Source organism: Micromonospora sp. NPDC092111 (genome assembly GCF_044755745.1).
Taxonomy (GTDB): Bacteria; Actinomycetota; Actinomycetes; order Mycobacteriales; family Micromonosporaceae; genus Micromonospora.
This window is the reverse complement of record NZ_JBIVRQ010000004.1, coordinates 149,081-170,000: the sequence shown is the minus strand read 5'-3', so window position 1 is coordinate 170,000 and position 20,920 is coordinate 149,081. Positions and strand designations below refer to the sequence as shown.

The 20,920-nt window shown below is 72.8% G+C and carries 18 protein-coding genes and 1 tRNA gene; 12 read left to right on the top strand and 7 right to left on the bottom strand.

Going from position 1 to position 20,920, the window contains the following annotated elements; genetic code table 11:
* Positions 1-110 precede the first annotated feature (110 nt).
* From ACIQG9_RS11370 to ACIQG9_RS11355, 4 genes are all read left to right on the top strand, one after another.
* A tRNA-Lys gene (locus ACIQG9_RS11370) sits at positions 111-182 on the top strand.
* A gap of 112 nt (positions 183-294) precedes the next feature.
* Positions 295-549, top strand: coding sequence for a FitA-like ribbon-helix-helix domain-containing protein (locus ACIQG9_RS11365; RefSeq protein ID WP_400400434.1), 255 nt, complete (start codon positions 295-297; stop codon positions 547-549).
* Positions 531-947, top strand: a complete 417-nt coding sequence (locus ACIQG9_RS11360; RefSeq protein ID WP_400400431.1) for a type II toxin-antitoxin system VapC family toxin — start codon at positions 531-533, stop codon at positions 945-947. Before ACIQG9_RS11365 ends, ACIQG9_RS11360 begins: the two co-directional genes overlap by 19 nt.
* 404 nt (positions 948-1,351) lie before the next feature.
* Complete coding sequence (locus ACIQG9_RS11355; RefSeq protein ID WP_400400429.1) at positions 1,352-2,683, top strand: thrombospondin type 3 repeat-containing protein; 1,332 nt, start codon at positions 1,352-1,354, stop codon at positions 2,681-2,683.
* Between the two features lie 107 nt (positions 2,684-2,790).
* On the opposite strand, the gene ACIQG9_RS11350 is transcribed toward ACIQG9_RS11355, so the two are convergent.
* A complete protein-coding gene (locus ACIQG9_RS11350; RefSeq protein ID WP_400400427.1) occupies positions 2,791-5,367 on the bottom strand; it encodes a LuxR C-terminal-related transcriptional regulator in 2,577 nt (858 codons plus the stop codon).
* Positions 5,368-5,607: 240 nt separating this feature from the next.
* On the opposite strand from ACIQG9_RS11350, the gene ACIQG9_RS11345 reads away from it, so the two are divergent.
* The 3 genes from ACIQG9_RS11345 (at position 5,608) to ACIQG9_RS11335 (ending at position 10,069) form a co-directional block, all read left to right on the top strand.
* A complete protein-coding gene (locus tag ACIQG9_RS11345) occupies positions 5,608-6,240 on the top strand; it encodes a hypothetical protein (RefSeq protein ID WP_400400424.1) in 633 nt (210 codons plus the stop codon).
* An 88-nt stretch (positions 6,241-6,328) separates the two neighbouring features.
* Complete coding sequence (locus ACIQG9_RS11340) at positions 6,329-7,663, top strand: MFS transporter (RefSeq protein ID WP_400400421.1); 1,335 nt, start codon at positions 6,329-6,331, stop codon at positions 7,661-7,663.
* Positions 7,664-8,023: 360 nt separating this feature from the next.
* On the top strand, positions 8,024-10,069 hold the full coding sequence (locus tag ACIQG9_RS11335) for a S8 family serine peptidase (RefSeq protein WP_400400418.1): 2,046 nt from the start codon (positions 8,024-8,026) through the stop codon (positions 10,067-10,069).
* A gap of 175 nt (positions 10,070-10,244) precedes the next feature.
* Here ACIQG9_RS11335 and ACIQG9_RS11330 read toward each other — a convergent pair whose 3' ends face one another.
* Positions 10,245-10,631 (bottom strand): VOC family protein, encoded by a 387-nt coding sequence (locus ACIQG9_RS11330; protein WP_400400415.1) that lies wholly within the window; start codon positions 10,629-10,631, stop codon positions 10,245-10,247.
* Positions 10,632-10,800: 169 nt separating this feature from the next.
* On the opposite strand from ACIQG9_RS11330, the gene ACIQG9_RS11325 reads away from it, so the two are divergent.
* From ACIQG9_RS11325 to ACIQG9_RS11315, 3 genes are all read left to right on the top strand, one after another.
* Positions 10,801-11,457: a winged helix-turn-helix transcriptional regulator gene (locus ACIQG9_RS11325; protein ID WP_400400412.1), complete on the top strand. Its 657-nt coding sequence runs from the start codon at positions 10,801-10,803 to the stop codon at positions 11,455-11,457.
* Positions 11,458-11,900: 443 nt separating this feature from the next.
* A complete protein-coding gene (locus ACIQG9_RS11320) occupies positions 11,901-12,386 on the top strand; it encodes a hypothetical protein (RefSeq protein ID WP_400400410.1) in 486 nt (161 codons plus the stop codon).
* Positions 12,387-12,633: 247 nt separating this feature from the next.
* Positions 12,634-13,113, top strand: a complete 480-nt coding sequence (locus ACIQG9_RS11315; protein ID WP_400400407.1) for a DUF1772 domain-containing protein — start codon at positions 12,634-12,636, stop codon at positions 13,111-13,113.
* A gap of 118 nt (positions 13,114-13,231) precedes the next feature.
* Here ACIQG9_RS11315 and ACIQG9_RS11310 read toward each other — a convergent pair whose 3' ends face one another.
* The 4 genes from ACIQG9_RS11310 to ACIQG9_RS11295 all read right to left on the bottom strand — a co-directional run bounded on the left by ACIQG9_RS11310 (position 13,232) and on the right by ACIQG9_RS11295 (position 17,895).
* A complete protein-coding gene (locus ACIQG9_RS11310; RefSeq protein WP_400400952.1) occupies positions 13,232-14,428 on the bottom strand; it encodes a hypothetical protein in 1,197 nt (398 codons plus the stop codon).
* Positions 14,429-14,783: 355 nt separating this feature from the next.
* Positions 14,784-15,533 carry a ZIP family metal transporter gene (locus ACIQG9_RS11305; RefSeq protein WP_400400404.1) on the bottom strand — a complete coding sequence of 250 codons (750 nt, stop codon included), beginning with the start codon at positions 15,531-15,533 and terminating at the stop codon, positions 14,784-14,786.
* A gap of 406 nt (positions 15,534-15,939) precedes the next feature.
* Positions 15,940-17,124, bottom strand: coding sequence for an enhanced intracellular survival protein Eis (gene eis / locus ACIQG9_RS11300; protein WP_400400401.1), 1,185 nt, complete (start codon positions 17,122-17,124; stop codon positions 15,940-15,942).
* A gap of 51 nt (positions 17,125-17,175) precedes the next feature.
* Positions 17,176-17,895 (bottom strand): PP2C family protein-serine/threonine phosphatase, encoded by a 720-nt coding sequence (locus ACIQG9_RS11295; protein WP_400400398.1) that lies wholly within the window; start codon positions 17,893-17,895, stop codon positions 17,176-17,178.
* A gap of 63 nt (positions 17,896-17,958) precedes the next feature.
* On the opposite strand from ACIQG9_RS11295, the gene ACIQG9_RS11290 reads away from it, so the two are divergent.
* On the top strand, positions 17,959-18,993 hold the full coding sequence (locus ACIQG9_RS11290; protein ID WP_400400395.1) for a LuxR C-terminal-related transcriptional regulator: 1,035 nt from the start codon (positions 17,959-17,961) through the stop codon (positions 18,991-18,993).
* Here ACIQG9_RS11290 and ACIQG9_RS11285 read toward each other — a convergent pair.
* Positions 18,978-19,538, bottom strand: a complete 561-nt coding sequence (locus ACIQG9_RS11285) for a helix-turn-helix domain-containing protein (RefSeq protein ID WP_400400392.1) — start codon at positions 19,536-19,538, stop codon at positions 18,978-18,980. The genes ACIQG9_RS11290 and ACIQG9_RS11285 overlap by 16 nt on opposite strands.
* A 60-nt stretch (positions 19,539-19,598) precedes the next feature.
* Here ACIQG9_RS11285 and ACIQG9_RS11280 point away from each other — a divergent pair, with 60 nt between their 5' ends.
* Positions 19,599-20,891 (top strand): benzoate/H(+) symporter BenE family transporter, encoded by a 1,293-nt coding sequence (locus ACIQG9_RS11280; protein ID WP_400400390.1) that lies wholly within the window; start codon positions 19,599-19,601, stop codon positions 20,889-20,891.
* Positions 20,892-20,920: the final 29 nt, after the last annotated feature.

Below are 20,920 nucleotides of genomic sequence, written 5' to 3'. Positions count from 1 at the left end.
GCGGGGTGGGGCGGCCGGTGTTCCCGGCCAACGTGGTGGGCTACCTCGTCGATGGGTATCTCGGGTGGATATCCACCCGGGGGTGGCGTTCGGGTAGCCTCTGAGCCAGCGGGCCGTTAGCTCAATGGCAGAGCTGAGGACTTTTAATCCTTAGGTTCTGGGTTCGAGTCCCAGGCGGCCCACGCACTTCTCTGACCTGCGGTTTCTGGCCTTGCTGCAGTCGCCATTCGAACCGGTTGATCGAGGGTTCGAGTTTCCCTGGCAAGTGAGCGATGCTGCATGCATAATGAATGCATGGTTGCTCTCCAGATTCGGGACGTGCCGGAAGACGTGCGAGACGCCCTGGCGGCCCAGGCCAAGGCGCGCGGGCAGTCACTCCAGGCGTACCTGCTGGAGTTGGTGGAGACGCAGGCTCGACGGTTGCGCAACACGGCGGCCCTTGATCGCTTCGCCGGCCGATCGGACGGTGCTCGCTCCCTGCCGGGGGAGAGTGCCGCCGAGTTGAATGACCAGCGGGAGCAGCGCGGACCGTGGGGAAGCGCCGCGTGATCGTCGTGGACGCGTCGGTTCTGGCCGATGCCCTGGTTGACGACGGGCCGGTCGGCGACGCGGCGCGGGCGGAACTGACCGGAGATCCGCACTGGGCCGCGCCGAGCCATCTTCTGGTCGAGGTCATGTCCGTGATCAGAGGCAAGGTCCTCGGGGGGAAGCTCGCCCTTGCTCGGGCGCAGGAGGCGATCGACACTCTGCCTTCGTTGGTCATCGATGAGGTTGGCGTCGCTATGCTGCTTGACCGGATGTGGCAGTTGCGGGGCAATGTCACGGCGTACGTCGCGGCTTACGTCGCGGCGGCGGAGTTGATGGCCTGCCCACTCGTGACCGGTGATGGTCGGCTCGCCAAGGCCAGCGGCGTCCGCTGCGAGATCCGACTGCTCGCGGCGTCCTGACAGTGGCCGCCCGAGGATCATCGGCCTGACGCCCTTGGACCGGCCAACCTGAGTGGAAGCGGCTCACCGACGATCGTCGTACTGCGGTTCGCATGGTGGTACCTCCGGCCCACCACGGGTTTGAAAGTCAGCCCCGACGTGGGCTTCGAGCCCCGCAACGCGGCGGCCTGAGGCGATCACGGCGCGGGCGGCGCACGTTTGAGTACGCACTACTCAGGACGTGCCTGCGACGGTTCCTTAGGTTCGCACCCATGATGTCCTCTCAATCCGTCACTTCCTCCAATACGTGGTTCCGGCGCGCACTGACGACCCTGACCTGCGGTGCCCTTCTGCTCCCTACGATCCTCGCCTCGTCGGCCAGCGCCGACGACGGTCGACGCGGCGACAGGCTCTCCGACCTGCGGGTGTGCGACCTGTCCGCCTGCTATCTGGCGTTGGGGGTCGTGGACTCCGACGGCGACGGGGTGGCCGACGCCGACGAGATCGCCCTCGGCTACGACCCGCTCGACCCGGCCAGCACCCCGCCGCTGTCCCTTGTCCTGGGCGCGACGTTCGACGGGAAGCTGCCGACCTACGCGCTCGGGTACGGCACCTGGGCCGTGTTCCCGGAGGACATCGTCAAGGGCCTCGAAAAGAAGTGGCTCCACCTGCAGGACCTGCCCGGGGGTGGCGAGCCGAGCCTTCCGTCGCAGGTCTTCGGGATTCCCACCCGTAGGGGCAGCCTCGCGCTCGCCGGGATCGACGACGGGCTGCTCAAGGGCCTCGGCGTCGAAGCGCCCTGGAAGGCCGGCCTGACCTTCGGCCTGACCCTCGACAGCGGCGGCAAGAATCTGGGGATCGACCTCGGCCGGTTCAACGGCAGCTGGTACGGCGCGTACGACGGCGTGACCGCCTGGTGGGCGGCCAGCCACGGCGGCGAGAAGAGCACGGGCACCGACAAGGAGACGAGGGTCACCGAGTACGGCGACGGGTCCTCGTCGAGAACCTTTCCCGGCACGCCGGGGTGCGAGGAGCTGTGCACGTCGAGCAGCCGGACCGAGTACTACGACCCGGAGCTGAACAAGGCAGGGGAGTCGACCGACGAGGCGTACTACGACCTGAGCGGCAGGTACCACACCGAGCGGACGCAGCGCGACGGGAACGGGAACGTCGTCAAGGAGACGGAGACCATCCACACGGGAAACAAGGACGGCAGCACGACGATCACGAAGGACACCACCGACTACGAGCGCGACAAGAACGGCAAGGTCACCGGGACGACGAAGACCCACACCGAGCGGACGGTCGACAAGAACGGCAAGGAGACCTCCTCGACCACCAAGACCCAGAAGTGCGACGCCAAGGGTGAGAACTGCACCGATGCGATGACCACCGGCGAGGAGGGCACCGGCCCGGCCCTGCCCGGCACGGCCTGGCTCTCGCACACGGAGGCGGCCGCCGCGCTCAAGAAGCTGCTCACGATGAAGGGCGCGACGGTCACCCCGGTCCAGGACGCACCCTCCGTGGTCGGCGTCCTGACCGACGACGACGTCAAGGCGGCCCTGCGTCACCGGGACCTGATCTCCCTGTTCTCGGGTGACGACATCAGCACCCACGTCGGGGCGATGGTCGTCGGGGCCGGCTGGAACACCGCCGCGCCGGAGACCCGCCCCGACCTGCCCAATCCGCTCGACGGGGCGACCGGCGGCGGGGCCCCCGGCAGCGGAGGCTGCGGCGCCGGCGGCGGTACCTGCTGAGACCGCTGCTGTCCGACGGCGGTGCGGCTGTCGTCGCCGACGCCCGCCGCCCCGCCACCGGACAATCACACCGCCACCGACAATCGCACCGCTAACGGACAGGGTGCCTACCGGTGCGGAATCCCGTACCGGGCGAGGTCACCCCGGGAGGTGATCCCGAGCTTCGCATAGGCACGGGACAGGTGGTTCTCCACCGTCCGCACCGACAGGACCAGGCGCTCGGCGATCTCGGCGTTCGTCGCCCCGCCCGCGGCCAGCTCGGCGACGAGGCGCTCACGGGAGGTCAGCGGGTCGGCGGGCACGGGTGACCGGCCCAGCAGGGGGGTGGGCGGGTCACCCACCTCGTGCGCAAGCTCGTCGGCCCGTCGTCGGGCCGCAGCCGCGGCCCGACCGGACGCGCACCGGGCCGCCGCCGCTGCGGCCTCCGCCGCGTACAGGGGCGAACCGACGGCCTCGAAGGCCACCGCGGCCTCCAGCAGGGTCTCGGGGCGGGCACGTTCCAGCCCGGTGGCCAGGGCCAGCCGCGCCGCGCCGACCGGGGACCCGACGGCGAGCGACGTGAGCCGGGCGCGTACCCCGGTGCCGTCGTGCATCCGGAGGCGCTCGTGCAGGATCCAGGACTCGGCTGCCACCGCCCGTTCCTGCGCGGCTCTGGCCTGGCCCTGCCGCAGCAGGTCGCGGGCCAGGGCGTGGTGACCCTCGGCGTACGCGGCCCAGCCCAGGGCGATCGGGACGGTGTGGCGCAGGAACCCCAGGCCCGCCTGTGGCGAGCGCAGGTGGGTCACCCACGCCGGTTCCGGGGTCAGACCGCGTGAGCCGTGGGCCACCGTCAGCACGGACAGGCTGACCCGGGTGCAGTCGGTCATCCCGGCGGCCACCGAGGTCACGAGGCTCCGCCGCGCCCAGAGCGTCGCATCGTCCAGGTGCCCCGCCTGCAACCGGGCCGCGCCGACGCACACGGCGGCCCAGGCGCGCTCGAAGACGACGCCGTCGGCCAGCGCGCTGTGGTACGCACGCTCGGCGGTGTGTGCGGCGTCGTCGAGCCGACCGTGCTCGCGCAGCGCGTGGCTCGCGTACACGAGCAGCTTGTCGCGGGTCCCGGCAGCCGCCTCCGGCCCGGCGGCCGTGACCTGGTCGAGCAGTTCCTCGACGACGGCGACCGCCTCGCCTGTCTGTCCGATGTGGGCCAGCGCGTTGCTGCGGCTCGTCGCCAGCATGGTCCGGACCGGCAGCGGCAGCTTGGCGCCGTCCCCGATGACGGACGCGAGCGCCAGCGCCTCGTCCGGGAACCCGGCGTATGCCAGGGCGTCGGCCTCGGCGACCGCGAACAGGGCTCCGACCGGTGCACCGGCCGGATACCGGGCGGACTGCTGCCGCAGCACCTCCCGGGCGGCGGGCAGGTCGTAGCGGCCCCAGAGGATCACCTTGTGCAGGGTCACGGCGAGCAGGGCGGCGTCCTTGCCGGGTGGGGTGTGGTCCAGCGCGTCGCGCAGGACGGCCACGGCCTCGTCGGCACGCCCGGTCTCCCAGAGGTTGACCGCGAGGACGAGGGCGGCACCGACGGCGACCTCAGGGTGGGCGGTCCAGACTTCGGGGACCCGGTCGAGGCACGCCCGGGCCAGCCGTACCGCGACGTCTGTCGCGCCGCCCCCGGCGGCGACCCGCGCCGCGGCCAGCAGCGGCCCCGGCTCTGCGGCCTCTCCGGCGTCCAGGCTCAGCACGGTGCACCGCACGTGGTCGTGCGGCGCGAGGGTCCGGGCGACCGCGAGGTGCTCGCGGAGCACCGCCCGCCGGCGGGCGGGCGACAGCCCGTCCCACAGCACCTCGGCGAACAACGGGTGGACGAACCGCGCGGTCTCGGCCGTCCAGACCGCGATCCCGTGGGTGACCAGGTGCTCGGTTCCGGCGAGGTGCCCGGCCTGTGCGATCTCGTCGTCGTGCGCCCGGCCGGTGGCGGCCAGGAAGCGGGCGGCGGCGACGGCGTCGTCGGGCAGGCCCGCCAGGCGGGTCGGCAGGAGGCTGCGCAGCCCGGTGGGGACCGGGAGCGGCCCGACGGCGTGCCAGCCGACCGCCGAACGGTGCAACGCGCCGGAGCGCCGCGCGCCGTCGAGCAACTGGGTGACGAACAGGGCATTCCCGCCGGTCCGCCGCCACACGTCGTCGACCACCCCGGCGTCCACCGGGCCGTCGAGCAGCGCGTCGACGAGCTTCTCCGTCGATGTCCGGTCGAACGGCGCAATCGGCAGGACCACGGTGCTCGACGACGCCGCGAGTTCGGCCACGGCGGGCGGCACGCGACCGTCGGCGGTCCGCACGGTACCGACCAGTGTGCGACCGGCGTCGCGGGCGACCCGCACCGCGACGGCCAGGGAGACCTCGTCGCACCCGTCCAGGTCGTCGACGGCGAGCACCGCTCCGGCTGGGACCGCTCGGAGCACCTGGGCGACCATCTCCGCGAGTGACGTCGTGGCAGGGTCGACCAGGTGCGCCAGAGCCGCCAGTGGGACGTGCGACAGCCCTCGCGTGCCCCAGGCGCGGACGGCCGGGAGAGACGTGGACACGGCGTCGAGCAGCCGGGTCTTGCCCACGCCGGCCTCGCCGGTGATCAGGACCACGTTCGTCTGTGGATCGCGCACTGCGGCGAGGACGTCGCTGAACTCCTGGGCCCGGCCGATCATCGTCATGCCGGGGATCATCTCCCACCCCCCGGTGGTGCATACACCGTGACGACCGGCGCCCCCGGCGCTCGTGAGCCGGATAGGTTCACCAAACGCGTACGAGACGTTGACGAGATCGATGGGCGCGGCGGGCCCGGGCGGCGGCCCAGGAGCAGCGCAGCCGCAGCGCCCGCGACGGCAGGTTCGCGGCGACCATCTCGTCAACGAATCGTTGACATGGCTCGTCGGGTTCCGCACGATGGGGCCATGCGACGTGCGGGCCAGCCCGGTGAGGCGGCGACGGAATGGCGGTTGCTCGATGACTACCCGGCGGTGCTCGCCGCCGCGTACGGGGCGGATGTCGGACGAGCGGAGTCGCTGGCGGCGCTGCGACTGCTCGGCGCGGTACGGGCGCGCCTCGACGACGCCGAGCGGCAGCTCATCGAATCCGCCCGGGAACAGCGGGCGAGCTGGGGGCAGATCGCCGGATCGCTCGGGCTGGCCAGTCGCCAGGCCGCCGAGCAGCGCTGGCTGCGGTTGTCCGGCGCGGCGACCCGGGACCCGGAGCGGGTGCGCGGCGATCGGCAGCGTCAACGATCTGTTGATGCACCGTTTGGCGTACCGATCGGGCAGCTCCGCGCGGCGGTCCGCGCCGTACACGGGCAGTTGTGCGCGGACCCCGACTGGGACGGCCGACACCCCCGGGCGGGCCTGGCCCGGAGCACCCTCGCGCTGGCCGGTTCGGCCGACCCTGGCGCGCTGTTCGCCCTGGCCAGCCAGGTGATCGACGATCTCGGGGCGATCCCGATCGACCGGCTGCCGGCACCGCTGCCGGCGGCCCTGGACCGGCTTCGCCGGGCGGTCGACGCGGCCACACCGACGAACACCGGCCAGAGTTGAGCCGCACTGACTAAGGTTCTGATTGACATCGACGGCAGTTGACCCGAGGATGTGAGTCGCTGAGACTCAACCACTCGGGGAGACACTCGTGCGGGCGAAACGACAGGGCATCACGAGCGACCGGAACACGCTGCTGTTCGTCGGCATCTCCCTGCTCTCTGGCTTCGGCAGCGCCCTCATGCTGCTGGCTGCCGGGGTCTGGGTGCTGGAACTCACCGGGTCCAGCAGCCTGGCCGCGCTCGCCGGGCTCTTCCTCTTCGTCCCCACGCTGGCGGGTCCGGCCCTCGGCGCTATCGTGGACCGGCTCCCCCGCCGACGACTGATCATCTGGACCCACCTGGTCACCGCGGCCACCGTGCTGTCGCTGCTCGCCGTCCGCGCGGAAGCGCAGGTGTGGCTCATCTACGCCGTGATGCTCGGCTACGGCGTCAGCTTCGTGCTGGTCGACGCCGGTGAGGCGGCCCTGCTGCCCGCGGCCCTGCCACCGGACGCCCTCGGCAACGTCAACGGGCTGCGGGTGAGCGCGCAGGAAGGGGTGAAACTGGTCGCGCCGCTGGTCGGTGCCGGGCTGTTCACCTGGTGGGGAGGCCACTCGGTCGCCGTGGTGACCGCCGGGACGCTGGCGGTCGCCGCCGCGCTCTACCCGCTGGTCCGGATCCGCCCACCCGGGCCCGGAACAACGCCGGAGCCCCGGGCGGCGACGGCCGAGCCCGAGGCGGCGGGACGGTCGACCGGACGGATCCGGGAGGGCATCCGGTTCCTCTGGTCGCTTCCCGAACTGCGGATCACCGTCCTGATCGGCTCGCTCACCATCGCGATGTCCGGGCTGACCACCGCCGCCGTGTACGCCGTCATCATCGAGGACCTGCACCGGCCGGCCACCTTCGTCGGCGTACTGGCCTCGGCACAGGGCGCCGGGTCGCTGCTGGGCGGTCTGATCGTCGGCCGGCTCCTCCGTACCCGAGGCGCCCTCGCTGTCGGCGCGCTCGGCGCGGTGCTGTTCGCCGTCGGCACCGTGGCCCGCTGCATCCCGTGGTGGCCGGCGGCGATCGGCTGCTCCGTCCTCGTCGGACTGGGCCTGCCCTGGACCCTGGTGGCCGCCATGACCGCGATCCAGACCCGAACCCCCGAGGCCCTGCTCGGCCGGGTCTCCGCGACCGCGAGCACCCTGCTCTTCGCGCCGGTTGCCGTCGCCACCCCGGTGGGCGCGGCCCTCATTCTGCTGGACCGCCGACTGCCGTTGCTGCTCGCGGCGGCACTCTGCCTTGGCGCCGCCCTCCTGGCCGTCCGCCCGGGACCGGCCGATCGGGAACGGAACCGGTTGGACGGGGACCGGCCGGACCAGCCGGGCCGGCGATCCGAGCCGGCGGTGCGGGAGACCGCCGTCGGTTCGTCCCAGTCGGCAGGCGGCGCCGGCGCTTGACGCGCAGTGGTGTCAGTGGCGGTTGGGGGTGGCGGGCCCACGGAAACGGAGATTCGGCACCAACCTCCCGTGCCGGCCGACACCACGCCCGGACGCCGGTATGCCTTCCCGGCATAAATATGACGCTGCGGCATATCCGCTTCGAAATTGGTCGCCACCCGCGCGTGTCTGGCGGACGTGGAAATGCCGACAAGACCGATTGGCAGCCACCCGACCTGCCAGGAGGTATGCGTTTACCTGGGCGAGCCCGCCAGCCGCCCAGCGGAGTGTGTGATGTGGAGAATCTGCCATATTATCGCTCAACTCAAGATCGGGTGCCCCCCCCTTCACCCTTCCGAAAGGCCCGGAATGCACTCCAGGTTGCGCAGACGAACCCTCATCGTCACCACAACGACCAGTCTCGTCGCGGCATTCGGCGCGTTCCTCGCGCCGAGCGCCGCGGCGGCGGACGGTCCCACCCTCAGCTACGTCGTCAACGCCGTCGACAGGGCCCGGACGGCGGATGCCGCCACCGCGGTCACCGAGGCCGGCGGCCAGGTGATGGTCTCGTACGCGCAGATCGGCGTGGTCATCGCCCGTTCCACCGACGCCGCCTTCGCCGAGAAGGTGAGGGCCGTCGCGCACGGCGCTGCCGTCCACTCCGCCGGGACGACCCGGACCGCTGCCCTGCCCGCCATGGCAGAGGAGACCGAGGACGTCGACGCGTACGTGCCGGACGCATTGGAGAACGCGACCCGGCAGAGCGACATGATCCTCATCGGTGCCCGCGCGGCCCACGAGGTCAACCTGGGCAGCTCGACGGTCACCGTCGGCGTGCTGGACGACGGCATCGACGCCAACCACCAGGACCTTGCCCCGGTGGTGGATCAGTCGAAGTCGGTGAACTGCGTCGGCACCGGCGCTCCGGACACCACGCCGGGCGCCTGGCGACCCACCAGCCTCACCGCCGATTACCACGGAACGCACGTGGCCGGGACCATCGCGTCGGCGAAGAACGACGTCGGTATCGCTGGCGTCGCGCCCGGCGTGAAGCTGGCGGCCATCAAGGTCGTCAACTCCTCCGGGTTCATCTACCCGGAGTACGCGATCTGCGGGTTCGTATGGGCGGCCCAGCACGACATCCAGATCACGAACAACAGCTACTACATCGACCCGTGGCTCTACTGGTGTGAGAGCCAGCCCGACCAGGCGCCGGTGGTCGAGGCGGTCCGACGCGCGGTGAACTACACCACCGAGCACGGCATCCTGAACGTCGCGGCGGCGGGCAACGAGAACCAGGACCTCGCCAACAAGACGGTCGACTCCACTAGCCCGGACGACACCACCCCGATCCGGCGTACCCTCGACCCGAGCTGCCTCAACCTGCCGACGGAGCTGCCCAACGTGGTGTCGGTGTCGTCGACCACCCAGCCCGCCGCTCCCGCGAACGCCGTCGGACCGTGGTACCCGGGCCTGACCACGCAGCCGGCACGCTCGTCGTTCAGCAGCTTCGGTCTGGGGGTCGTGGACGTGGCCGCGCCCGGTTCGGGCATCTACTCCACCTCGCCCTCGACGGGGGTGGCCAGCTACCGGACGCTGTCCGGTACCTCGATGGCCTCACCGCACGTCGCTGGCGTCGCCGCGCTGCTGGCGTCGAAGCACCCCGGGGCCACTCCCGACTACCTCGCGGAACTGCTGCGCAAGCAGGCCATCCCGCTGGCCTGCCCCACCTCCGGCACCGACTACACCCAGGGCCGGTGCAAGGTCGACCCGGACAACCCGAAGGTCAACGGGTTCTTCGGCTACGGGCTGGTCAACGCATACAAGGCGGTCACCGAGGACGAGGACGTGACGCCGCCGACCGTGAAGGTCACCGGGGTCGGCCAGGGCCAGCAGATCACGCTCGGCACGTCGGTGACGCCGGGCTGCTCGACCACCGACGACGCCAGCGGCGTGGCAACCGTCGCCGCCCTGTCCGTCACCGGTGGACCGCGCGTCGGGTTCTTCACCGCCACCTGCGCGGGCGGTCGGGACCGCGCCGGCAACAAGGCCGCCCCGGTCAGCGTCACCTACCAGGTGGTGTACGACTGGCGGCCCTTCGCCGCGCCGGTCAGCGCCGACAAGGTCAACGCCGTCAAGGCCGGCAGCGCTGTTCCGGTGAAGTTCGGCCTCGGTGGTGACCAGGGTCTGGACATCCTCGCCGTGGGCTCTCCCAAGCTGCGTGCGACGGTGTGCGGTACGTCGACCACGCAGGAGGTGGCCGTGCAGACGGCGACCGCAGGCGCGAGCACCCTGACGTACGACCCGGTCAGCAAGCAGTACCAGTACGTCTGGAAGACGGACAAGTCTCTGGCGAGTAGCTGTGGACGCCTGGAGGTCACGTTGATCGACGGCACCACCCATTCGGCGAACTTCCTGTTCAAGTAGGACCCGCCCAGACAGTGGCGGCCCGGGACATCCTGCCCCGGGCCGCCACTGCTGTACCGGGGCTGAACCTGGCGAAGAGGCAGCGCTACTTTCGAGCTGGGCAGGCCCCGGGAGGCAAGTAGCCGATGAGGTGCGGCCCCGACCGTTCGCGATCGTGGACGGTCGGCGCCGACGGCTACGCCGTTCCGGCAACGCCGATCAGGTTGCCCTCGGGGTCGGTGAAGTGGCCGACCACGAGGGGCGAACCCGGCGCCTGAACGGGGCCGATCCGTCGCGTCCCGCCGAGGCTTTCAGCCTTTCGCAGCGCCGCTTCTACGTCGGGAACGCTGATGTAGAAGACGACGTGACCCTGGTAGCCCTCGCCTCCACCGACACCGCCGGGGATCCCGACCCCCTCGCCGGCGGTGTCGCTGTGCACGAACCCGTAGTTGCCCGGCTGGGAGATCGCCTCCGCGACCGGACCGCTCGTGTCGAACTCCCACCCGAACAGGTCGCCGTAGTACGCACGCAGGTTCTTCGGATCGTTCCCGATGATCTCGAAGTGCACAACCGGCTGCCCCATGATCGATCCTTTCCGCGCCGCTCGCCCGGCCTCGACGGTGTTCGGCCGGGCACAGCCCTCGCTGTACGTCGACCTGGCTGGAGTCATCACCATAACCACCGTGGTTGTTTAAAACAACCTGCTTGTAGTAAGTTTGAACCAAAGTGGAGGGAAGTCGGCGGAGGCGGTCATGCCCACGAGCCGTAGCTACGGAGACGCCTGCGGGATAGCCCGCGCACTCGACGTCGTCGGGGAACGCTGGGCGCTGCTGGTCGTACGCGAGCTGCTCCTCGGACCGCAACGCTTCTCCGACCTGCGGCGCGCGCTGGCCGGCGCGAGTTCGAACCTGCTCTCCGACCGGCTTCGCGAGCTCGACGGCCGCGGCGTGATCCGCCGCCGGAAACTACCCCCGCCGGCCGGTTCGTGGGTCTACGAACTGACCGACTGGGGCCGCGAGCTGGAACCGGTCGTACTGGCCCTGGGTGGCTGGGGTCTCCGCGTCCCGCTACCACCCGCGCCGACCCTCAGCGCCACCTCCGTCCTGCTCTATCTGCGCGGAGCCGCGCATCCCGACCCGGAAGCGCCCCCCACCACGTACCGCGTCCAGCTCGACGACCGGGTGTGGACACTGCGCGCCGCCGAGGGCCAGGTGCAGGTCGAGCCCGGCGAACCCACCAGCGCAGAGGTCGATTTCCGCACCGACCCCGCAACACTGAACGCGCTGCTCGCCGATCCGACCATGCTCGACGCCGCCGTGTCCGATGGGAGTCTCGTCGTCACCGGCGACCCGTCCGCGCTACCCAGGCTCCTGCAAGCGATCACCGCCCCGACTTCCGCCGCCGGGTAGCCACCGCGCCGCGCCGCGCCACCCGCTTCCGCCGCCGACGACCCGTGGGATTTCGGCCGGCTCGTAATCCACCGGGCGGCGGCATTGCGGTACGCCGCCGGTCCGCACCGTTCGCGGATGGGGCGGGCAGCGACGAGGTGCGCCCGGCGGTGCCCGCAACCAGCCAGTTTGATATAGACGGATATTGTCGCCCATGCGCCGGATGCGCGGCCACGCGTGCGTGGTCGGTTCTGACGAGGTGGGGGAATGGAAAGAGAAGTGCAAAATCAGCGTCGGGTGCCGCGACGGCGGGGGCGACGGCCGACGAGTCCCGATCCGGATTCGGCGCTGCCGACCACCGTGTCGTCACTCGGCGCTGCCGACCGTTCGCTGCTTCCGTCGAGCGTCCAATTCGTGATCTCCGGCGGGCCGGCGGAGGTGCGGGTCCGTGCCAGGATGTGGCGGTGTCGTACCCTCCTTATCCGTCACACCCACCCATGCCCGGCGCGGTGACGCCGCTGACCGCCTACCCCCACCCGATCTCCCCGCCCCCGGGCCACGCGGTGCTGGCCGTCTCGGTCAACCGTGGGCCGTACCTCGTGCCCGCCCCGACCACCAGCAGGTTCAAGGTCGACGGTCGGGCGGTGCCGATCCCCGGCGAGGGCACCTGGCACGTGGCCGTTCCGGCGGGGTCACACGACATCCGGTACACCGACTTCATGGGCATCCCCGTCATCACCACCACGCTCGTAGCGCAGCCCGGGGCCCTGCACCACCTGTCGTTCCGCTTCGGCGGCTGGCGCAACCGCGTCCACGACGGGTACGGCACCGACGTGACCAGGTTCGGCATGTGGTCGAACTACAGCATCATGCTCGTCACGCTGGCCGTGGTCGGGGTGCTCTGCTGCGGTGGCTTCGGCCTGGTCGCCGCCATCTCCACCTCACCCTGACCCGCCTAGCTCTGGCCCACCTCGCCCTGACCGGCCTCGTTCTGACCGGCCTCGTTCTGACCGGCCTCGTTCTGACCCGCCTCGCCCTAGCCCGCTTTTGCTCTGGCCACGTCGGGCTGATCCGTCGCCGTCCGCCGTCGCTGTCCGCCGTCGCTGTCCGCTGTCCGCCGTCCGCGGCAGACGCGTACGTATGCCGACGAGTCGCCCAGCGATGGCCGCCGGCCCGGTCGGCGGCTGGAATGGAGGCATGAGAACTCTTTCCCTCGCCGCCGCCACCCTGGCCACCGGGCTCATGGCGGGGCTCTTCTTCGCGTTCACCTGTGCGGTCATGCCGGGGCTCTCCGCGGTCGACGACCGGACGTTCGTCGGCACCATGCAGTCGATCAACCGGCGGATCCTCAACGGCTGGTTCCTCGCCGCGTTCCTCGGCGCGGTGCTGCTGATCGGCCTGGCCGTCGCGTTGCACCTGACCGTCGGCGGTCGGGTGCTGGCCTGGACGGTCGCGGCGCTGGCGCTGTACGCCGGCACCCTGCTGATCACGATACGGCTGAACGTGCCGCTCAACGACCGGCTCGACGCGGCCGGGCCGGTGGACCGGATCGCCGACCTCGCCTCGGTGCGGGCGGCCTTCGAGGTGCCCTGGGTGCGGTGGAACCTGGTCCGGACGCTCACCAACGTGGCCGCGTTCGGCTGCCTGGTCGCCGCGCTGCTGTCCCGCCGCGCCTGACGGGCGGTCGACTCCGGTACGCCGAGCCGCCGGAGCTGGTGGCCCGCCGTCGGGGCCGGACGGTCCCGACGGCCGCCCCGCCGCTGCACCAGCCTGGTGGTGCCGCCTCCAGTCCGGGTCAGGTGAGGTGGGAGGTGGTGAGCGTGGGTGCGCGGGCGCCGAGGAAGAAGATGCCGGGGAGACCCTTCGTCTCGAAGCCGGCGCTGGGGTTGCGGCGCAGGGTCGAGCCTTCGATCCGCATGGTGCCGGTGCGGTCGTTGCTGACGAAGAAGATCGCGCCGCCGCCCTCGTTGGCCCGGTTGTCCTCGATGATCGTGCCGGCGATCCGTACGGTGAACGCGTTCCCGTCGCAGTAGATCGCCCCGCCGCTGCCGCCGCCGGGAGTGCCGCCCCGCGCCGGGTTGGCGCCGCTGCCGACCGCCCGGTTGTTGCGGAACACGCTGTTCAGCACCGTCCAGGAGACGCCGATGCTGCTCAGTGCCGCCCCGTTGGCGCAGATCCCCCCGGTGAAGGTGCTGTTGACCACGTACACCGGCTGGTTGTCGTACTGGCTGAGCACCCGCAGGGCGGCACCGCCCAGGTCCGGGCCGGTCCGGTCGCAGCGGTTGTCGACGAAGCGCGAGTTGACCACCCTGAACCGGCCGCCCCGGACGAAGATCGCGCCACCCCCGCCACCCTCGGCCCGTTCACCGGTGGAGTTGCCGTCCCGGAAGGTCAGGTTCTGCACGACGAGCGTGGGGTGGTCCTGGTTCTGGCAGTGCGAGGTGGTCCAGTTCTGTGCGCCGTCGCAGGTGTTCAGGTAGAGGATGCGCCGGCTGCCACCGCCGGAGAGGGTCACCTTCCCGCCGCCGTCGAGGACGACCCGGCCGCCCACCCGGTTGACCACCTTGGCGGTGGCCGTCATGGTGATCGTCACCGGGTCCGGCCCACAGTCGAAGGTGATGATCCCGCCGGCCGCGACCGCCCGCACCACCGCCGCCGAGGTGCAGCCGGCCGGCGTGCCGTTGCCGACCGTCCTGGTCGGACGGGAGGTGTCCACCGCCCGCGCCTGCGCCGGCACGGCCGCGCCGCCGTGGGGATTCCCGGCCCTCGGCACCGCGTCGGCGGGCTTCGGCGACGCGGTCCGCCCCGGCCCGCCGAACCCGACCCGGGCCGGCGGGCTGCCGCTCGGCGCGGTGCCGTTCGAGGGTACGGCGCTCGGCACGGCCGCCGTCGCCGCCACCGGACGCCCCGCCCCGGGGTCGTCCGGGCGCCCGCACGCGGGCAGGGTGGCGGTGGCGACACCGAGGGCGAGCAGGACGACGAGGCTCTTCACGCGCACCCGCCGATGTTAGAAGGAGTCCCGTCCCCCGGTGTCGGTGCCCGTCGAGGATTAACCCAGTCCTAAGCCGGCAAGATCGTGCTACTTCCTGGTTGTAGTGGTGTCCCTGCCCGAGGAGACCACTACAACCAGGAAGTAGCACGATCTTGCTGCGGGCTGCGGGCTGCGGGCTGCGGGCGGGCGGTGACCGGCGGGTGGCGGTCGGGTGGGGCAGGGGATGGGTGGCGGGTCGCGGTCCGGTGGCGGGTGGCGGGTCGCGGTCCGGTGGCGGGCACGGTCGGGTGGGGACAGAGGTGGGCGCGGTCGGGTGGGACAGAGGTGGGCGCGGTCGGGTGGGGACAGGGGTGGGTCAGGTGTGGGAGAGGGCGAAGGCGACCAGGAAACCGAGGACGGTGATCAGGCCGACCAGCAGGTGGGCGTCCTCGAACGCCTCCGGCACCATCGTGTCGGTGATCATCGCGAGGATCGCGCCGGCCGCCAGCGCCGTGATGGCGGCCAGCACCTCCGGCGGCGCGCCGCCGAGCAGGGTGTAGCCGAGCAGCGCCGCCACGCCGCTGATCAGGGCGATCGCCGTCCACAGCAGGAAGACGTACCGCCGGGAGCGGCCGGCCTGGCGCATCCCGGCGGCGCTCGACAGCCCCTCCGGCACGTTGCTGAGGAAGACCGCGGCGACGGTGACCAGGCTGACCGGGCCGCCGGTGAGCAGGCTCGCGCCGATCACCACCGACTCGGGTACGCCGTCCAGCAGCGCGCCCACCGCGATCGCCGAGCCGGAGCCGGGCTGCTCCTGCTCGGAGGGCTGCTCGTCGCCGGAACGCTTGCGGTGCCGGGCACCCCGTCGGGCGAGGAGCACGTTCGCCCCGGTGTACGCCAGCGCCCCGGCCGCCGCCCCGATCGCGGTCGGTAGGAGGCCACCCTGCTCGTGCGCCTCGGCGATCAGCTCGAACGAGACGGCGGAGAGCAGCACCCCCGCGCCGAACGCCATGATCGACGCGACGACCTTCCGGGGCACCCGGGCGAAGAATCCGGTGACCGCCCCGATCAGCAGGGCGGAACCGGCCAGCAGACCCCACGCCCCCGCTTGCAACCACTCCGGCATTCCGCGGACGGTACCCCGCCGTCGACGTTGACAACCGGACCGGACCGGACCGGCTCGCACGCGGCGCCTTGCGGCACACGGTGCGGCTCGGCATGCGGTGCGGCTCGGCTTTGCGCCGGCCCGGCCTGCCCCGGCTCTGTGCCCGGCCCCGCTTTGCGCCGGCCCGGCCTGCCCCGGCTCTGTGCCTGGCCCGGCTTTGCGCCTGGCAAGGCCAGCCCGGGTGGGAGGGCGGGCGCGGTCACCAGGTGCAGGGTGCGCGGATCCTCGGACGGCTCCCGGCTTTGCGCCTGGCCCGGCTCTGTGCCTGGCCCGGCCGGCCCGGCCCGGGCCGGGCCGGGCCTGGCCCGGCTCTGTGCCTGGTCGTGCAGAAGTCGGGCGAGGCGGGGCTGGACGTCGGCGGGCAGGGTCAGAAGTCGGCGAAGAGGTAGGGGAGGACGCGGGGGAAGAGGCGGCGCAGCTCGGTCGCCGCCTCCGGTCCGATGTCGCCGAGCCCCCGGATGTGCACCTCGGCCGGGTCGAGCACCCCGTATGCCAGCGCGGAGAGCCCGGCCGCGGTGAGGGTCGCCTCCGGTGCCGGGCCGCCGGAGGTCAGCTCCAGGTGGCCGGTGGCCCCGTCGAGCAGGTGGGTCCCGGCGAGCCAGCGGTCCCCGACCAGCTCGATCCGGACCCGGCCGGGGCCGGCGGGGAGCCCGGCGAGGGAGTCCACGCTGAGCAGCCGGGCCATCGGGGCCAGCGAGCCGGGGCGGGACACCCGGGCCTCGACCTGCACGGCCAGGTCGGTCAGCCAGAGTTCGGGCAGTTCGTCGGCGGGGACCTGGAGGCTGATCCGGTCCACCTGGTCGACGTGCCGGGCGAGGAACTGCAACAGCAGGGCGCGGGCGTACGGGTCGGTGGCGAGCAGGTCGTCGCCGACCAGTTCGCCACCGTGGTCGTCGATCCGGTAGGTGAGCGCGCCGACCACGCCGCCGTCCACCGTCGCGGTGACCAGCCAGCGGTCGTCCCGGTCCCGTAGGCCGACGTCCCGGAAGTCGGGGAAGAGCGCGAAGCCGTGCCGTTCCCGCAGGCAGCGTTCGGTGAACGACCGGAAGCGGGCGTACCCGGTGCCGATCCGTTCCCAGCTCACGGTGCCCGGCAGCGCGGTGCGCAGCAGCGGGGCCAGGTCGGCCGGGGAGAACCGGACGGTACGCGCCCGGGGCAGCCCCACGTAGCCGAACTTCTCGTAGAAGCTGGCCCGGAACGGGTAGAGCGCGCTCAGCGGGTGCCCACCGTCGCGCATCTCGTCGAGGAGCTGCCGCAACAGTGCGCGGACGTACCCCTGCCGGCGGGCCAGCGGATGGGTGGCGACCCCGGCCACCCCGGCCATCGGCAGCACCGCGCCGCGCAGGTTCTGCCGCATCGGGACGGCGCTGGCGGTGGCCCGGGTCTCGCCCCCCTCCTCGACGATCAGCGTCCGGTTGCCCTTGTTGTACGGCAGGTAGCGGTGGAACGCCTCGACCCGCTCGGCGGTCAACGGGGACGCCTCGAAGGCGTACGCCTGGAGCGGGAAGCTGGTGGTCAGTCGTTCCTCGGCGGCCAGGCGACGGATGAGCATCCGTCCATCCCAACCCGGCCGACCGCCCGCCGCAACCCGGTTTGGTCCGGTTCAGCCCCCGGTCACGTCGGAGACCACGACGGTGACGTTGTCCGGCGCGCCGGCCTGGTGGGCCAGCTTGACCAGTTGCTCGCCGCACTGCTGCCGGTCCTGGTAGGTGGTGAGCGCCGCGTGGATCGCCTGGTCGGCGACGTAGTCGGAGAGCCCGTCGCTGCACAGCAGCACCCGGTCGCCGGCGAACATGGTCAGCACACCGATCGCGGGCGGCGCGTCCGCGCCCTGCACCGCCCGGGTGACCAGGGACCGCTGCGGGTGGTGCCGGGCCTGGTCGGGGGAGAGCGTGCCCTGGTCGACCAGCGCCTGCACGAAGGTGTCGTCCCGGGTGAGCTGGGTCAGTTCACCGTCGCGCAGCAGGTAGCAGCGGGAGTCGCCGACCTGGGCGAGGACCAGGGTGTCCCCGGCGAGCAGGGCGGCGGTCAGCGTCGTACCCATGCCGTCGCGGGCCGGGTCGGCGGAGATGGCGGCGCGGATGCGCCGGTTGGCGGTGGAGACCACGGCCCGCAGCGCCTCGGCGGCCTCGTCCGCGACGGTGGGGGGGACCAGCTCGTCCAGGATCCGGATGACGATCTCACTGGCCACCTCGCCGGCGGGGAGCCCACCCATGCCGTCCGCCACCGCCACCAGGCGTTCACCGGCGAGGGCGGAGTCCTCGTTGTTGGTGCGGACGAGGCCGACGTCGTTGAGGATGGCCGAGCGGAGGATCAGCGTCATGCGTCAAGCTTGCCGGAAACACCCTCCGCCCGTCTCTACGCACTAGTACGTAGGGTTGGAGAAATGATCCCGGTGTCGATGGTGGGTCGCGCCGTCGAGCTGGCCGAGCTCGACCGGGCGTGGTCCACCGTGGTCGCCGGGTGCCGGCCGTCGCCGGCCGTCACGGTGATCACCGGCGTCGCCGGGGTGGGCAAGAGTCTGCTGGTCGCGGCGGCGGTGGAGGGCTTCATCCCCCGGCCGGCGGTGATCCTCTCCGGCGCGGCGCGGGTGCACGATCCGGCTCCCTACGACTGGCTGGCCGCGGTGCTCAGCGTCCGGGACACCAGCGGGCTCGACCTGCCGCCCGACGCGCTGGCCTGGCTGGCCCAGCAACCCACCGCGCCCCGCGAGCGTTACGCGCCCGGCACGCTGCTCCGACTCGCCGTGCGTACCGTCCGGCTGCTGGTCGGCGCCGGCCCGGCCGTACTGGTGGTGGAGGATCTGCACGCCCTCGACCCGGCGAGCCTCAACCTGGTGGTCGAGCTGGCCACCGCGCCGGAGCTGCCGGCTCTGCTGGTGGTGGCGAGCCGGCCGCCGGCCGACGCGGTCGCGCCGGACCTCACCCTCCGCGCCCTGGCCCGGTTGTGCGGGGTACGCGGCGCGGTGCGCCAGCACCTCGGCCCGCTCGGCCCCGCCGAGGTGGCCGAGATCCTCACCCAGGTGTACGACGGCAGCGCGCCGCCGGGGCGGGTGAGCCTCGCCGTCTGGCAGCGCACCGGCGGCAACCCGTACGCCCTCACCGAGCTGCTGGCCGTGCACGCCGGGCGGGGGCCGGAGGCGCTGGCCCGGGAGCCGCTGCCGGAGCACCTGCGGATGCCGGCGCCCCGGGTCGCCGTCCCGCCCGACGCCGAGCTGACCGGCCGGGAGGTGGAGGTGCTCGGCTGCCTGGTCGCCGGGATGTCCAACAAGCAGGCCGCTCGGGCGCTCGGCATCTCGGTGCGGACGGTGACCGTGCACGTGTCGAACCTGCTCCGCAAGACCGGGTCGGCGTCCCGGACCGAGGCGGCGCTCTGGGCGGTGCAGCACCGGGCGCCGGACGTGGGTCAGGTGCGCGGATAACGCAGCAGCAGGCTCGCGGCGACCTCCTCGTCGCCGAGTGCGGCGTACACGTGCGGCACGTCGGAGGTCCAGCGCAGGTGGCCGCCGACGGTGGCGGTCAGCGGGGCGTCGGCCGGGCCGGCGCGCAGCGTGCCGGCGAAGACCGTGACGTGTTCGGTGACCCCGGTCTGGTGGGCGGGGGAGAGCTGCTCCCCGCCGGGCGTCACCCGCAGCCGGTACAGCTCGAAGCTGGCGTCGCGGTCGGTGAACGACTCCAGCAGGGTGGCGGTGACCGTGGCGCCCCGGACGGTCGGGGTCGCGGCGGGCCCGGAGAGCACGGCGGCCAGTGGTACGCCGAGCTGGGCGGTGATCGCGTAGAGCGTCTCCAGGGTCGGGTTGCGGGTGCCGTTCTCCAGCGCGGAGAGGGTGGCCTTCCCGACCCCGGCGGCCCGGGCCAGCGTGGAGAGGGAGATCCCGCGCTCCTCGCGCAGGGCGCGGATCCGGCGGCCGACCGCGTCGGTGTCGGCGTCGAGCGGGGACCTGCGGTCTGGTCGGGGCCGGGTCATGCCGCTATGGTGCTACACGGCGCTGTTCCGTAAACGGAACGATGATCGGGGGAGGTTGCCGTGGGTGATCGTCTGCAACCGGTGCTGGCCGGCGCGGTGACCGCGGTGGTCGGCTTCGCCAGCGCGTTCACCGTGGTGCTCGCCGGGCTGCGGGCGGTGGGGGCCAGCCAGGAACAGGCCGCCTCCGGGCTGCTCGCGGTGAGCGTCGCCGCGGGGATCTGCGCGGTCTGGCTCGGGTGGCGGCACCGGATGCCGATCGCGACCGCCTGGTCCACCCCGGGCGCGGCGCTGCTGGTCGCCACCGGGCCGGTCCCCGGCGGCTGGCCCGCCGCGGTGGGCGCGTTCGTGCTCTGCGGGCTGCTGATCGCCGCCGCCGGCCTCTTCCCCGCGCTGGGCCGGGCGGTCGCCGCCATCCCCACCCCGGTGGCGGCGGCGATGCTGGCCGGGGTGCTGCTGCCGCTCTGCACCGCCCCGGTCCGCGCGCTGGTCGAGGTGCCCGCGCTGGCCGCACCCGTGATCGTCACCTGGCTGGTGCTGCACCGGTTCGCCCGGCGCTGGGCCGTCCCGGCCGCGCTGGTGGTGGCGGCGCTGGCGATCGCGCTGACCACGTCGGGCGGGGGCGTGGGTGGGCTCCGGCCGGTGGTGTCGTTGACCGTGCCCGCGTTCAGCCTGCCCGCCGTGGTCGGCCTGGCGCTGCCGCTGTTCCTGGTCACCATGGCCGCCCAGAACGTGCCCGGTACGGCGGTGCTGCGCGGCTACGGCTACCGGCCGCCGCTCGCCTCGGCGCTACGGGTCACCGGGCTGGCCACCGTGCTCGGCGCACCCGTCGGCGGGCACGCGGTCAACCTGGCCGCGATCACCGCCGCGCTGGCCGCCGGCCCGGACGCGCACCCCGACCCGGACCGGCGCTGGATCGCCTCGGTCACCGCCGGCGTCGGCCTGGCGCTGCTCGGGCTCGGCGCGGGCGTGGCGACCACCCTGGTGCTGCTCTCCCCGCCGGTGCTCATCGAGGCGGTGGCCGGCCTGGCGCTGCTCGGCGCGCTGGCCGCCGCGCTCTCCTCGGCGGTCGCCGACCCGGCCGGTCGGGAGGCCGCCGTGGTGACCTTCGTGGTCACCGCCTCGGGGGTCAGCCTGCTCGGCGTGGGCGGCGCGTTCTGGGGGCTGCTGGCGGGTTGGCTGATGCTGCTGCTCTTCCGCCCCCGGGCCACCCACCGCGCCGGGACGGACTCGCCCGGCACCGACCCGGCCCCCGCCCCCGCAACGCCGGCTTCCGTCCCCGCAACGCCGGCTTCCGCCCCTGTCGCGCCGGCGATCTCCGAGCCCGCGTCGCCACCGGCTCCCGCGTCGCGCTGACCCGGGGTGGGCGGCGGGAGCCCGGAAGT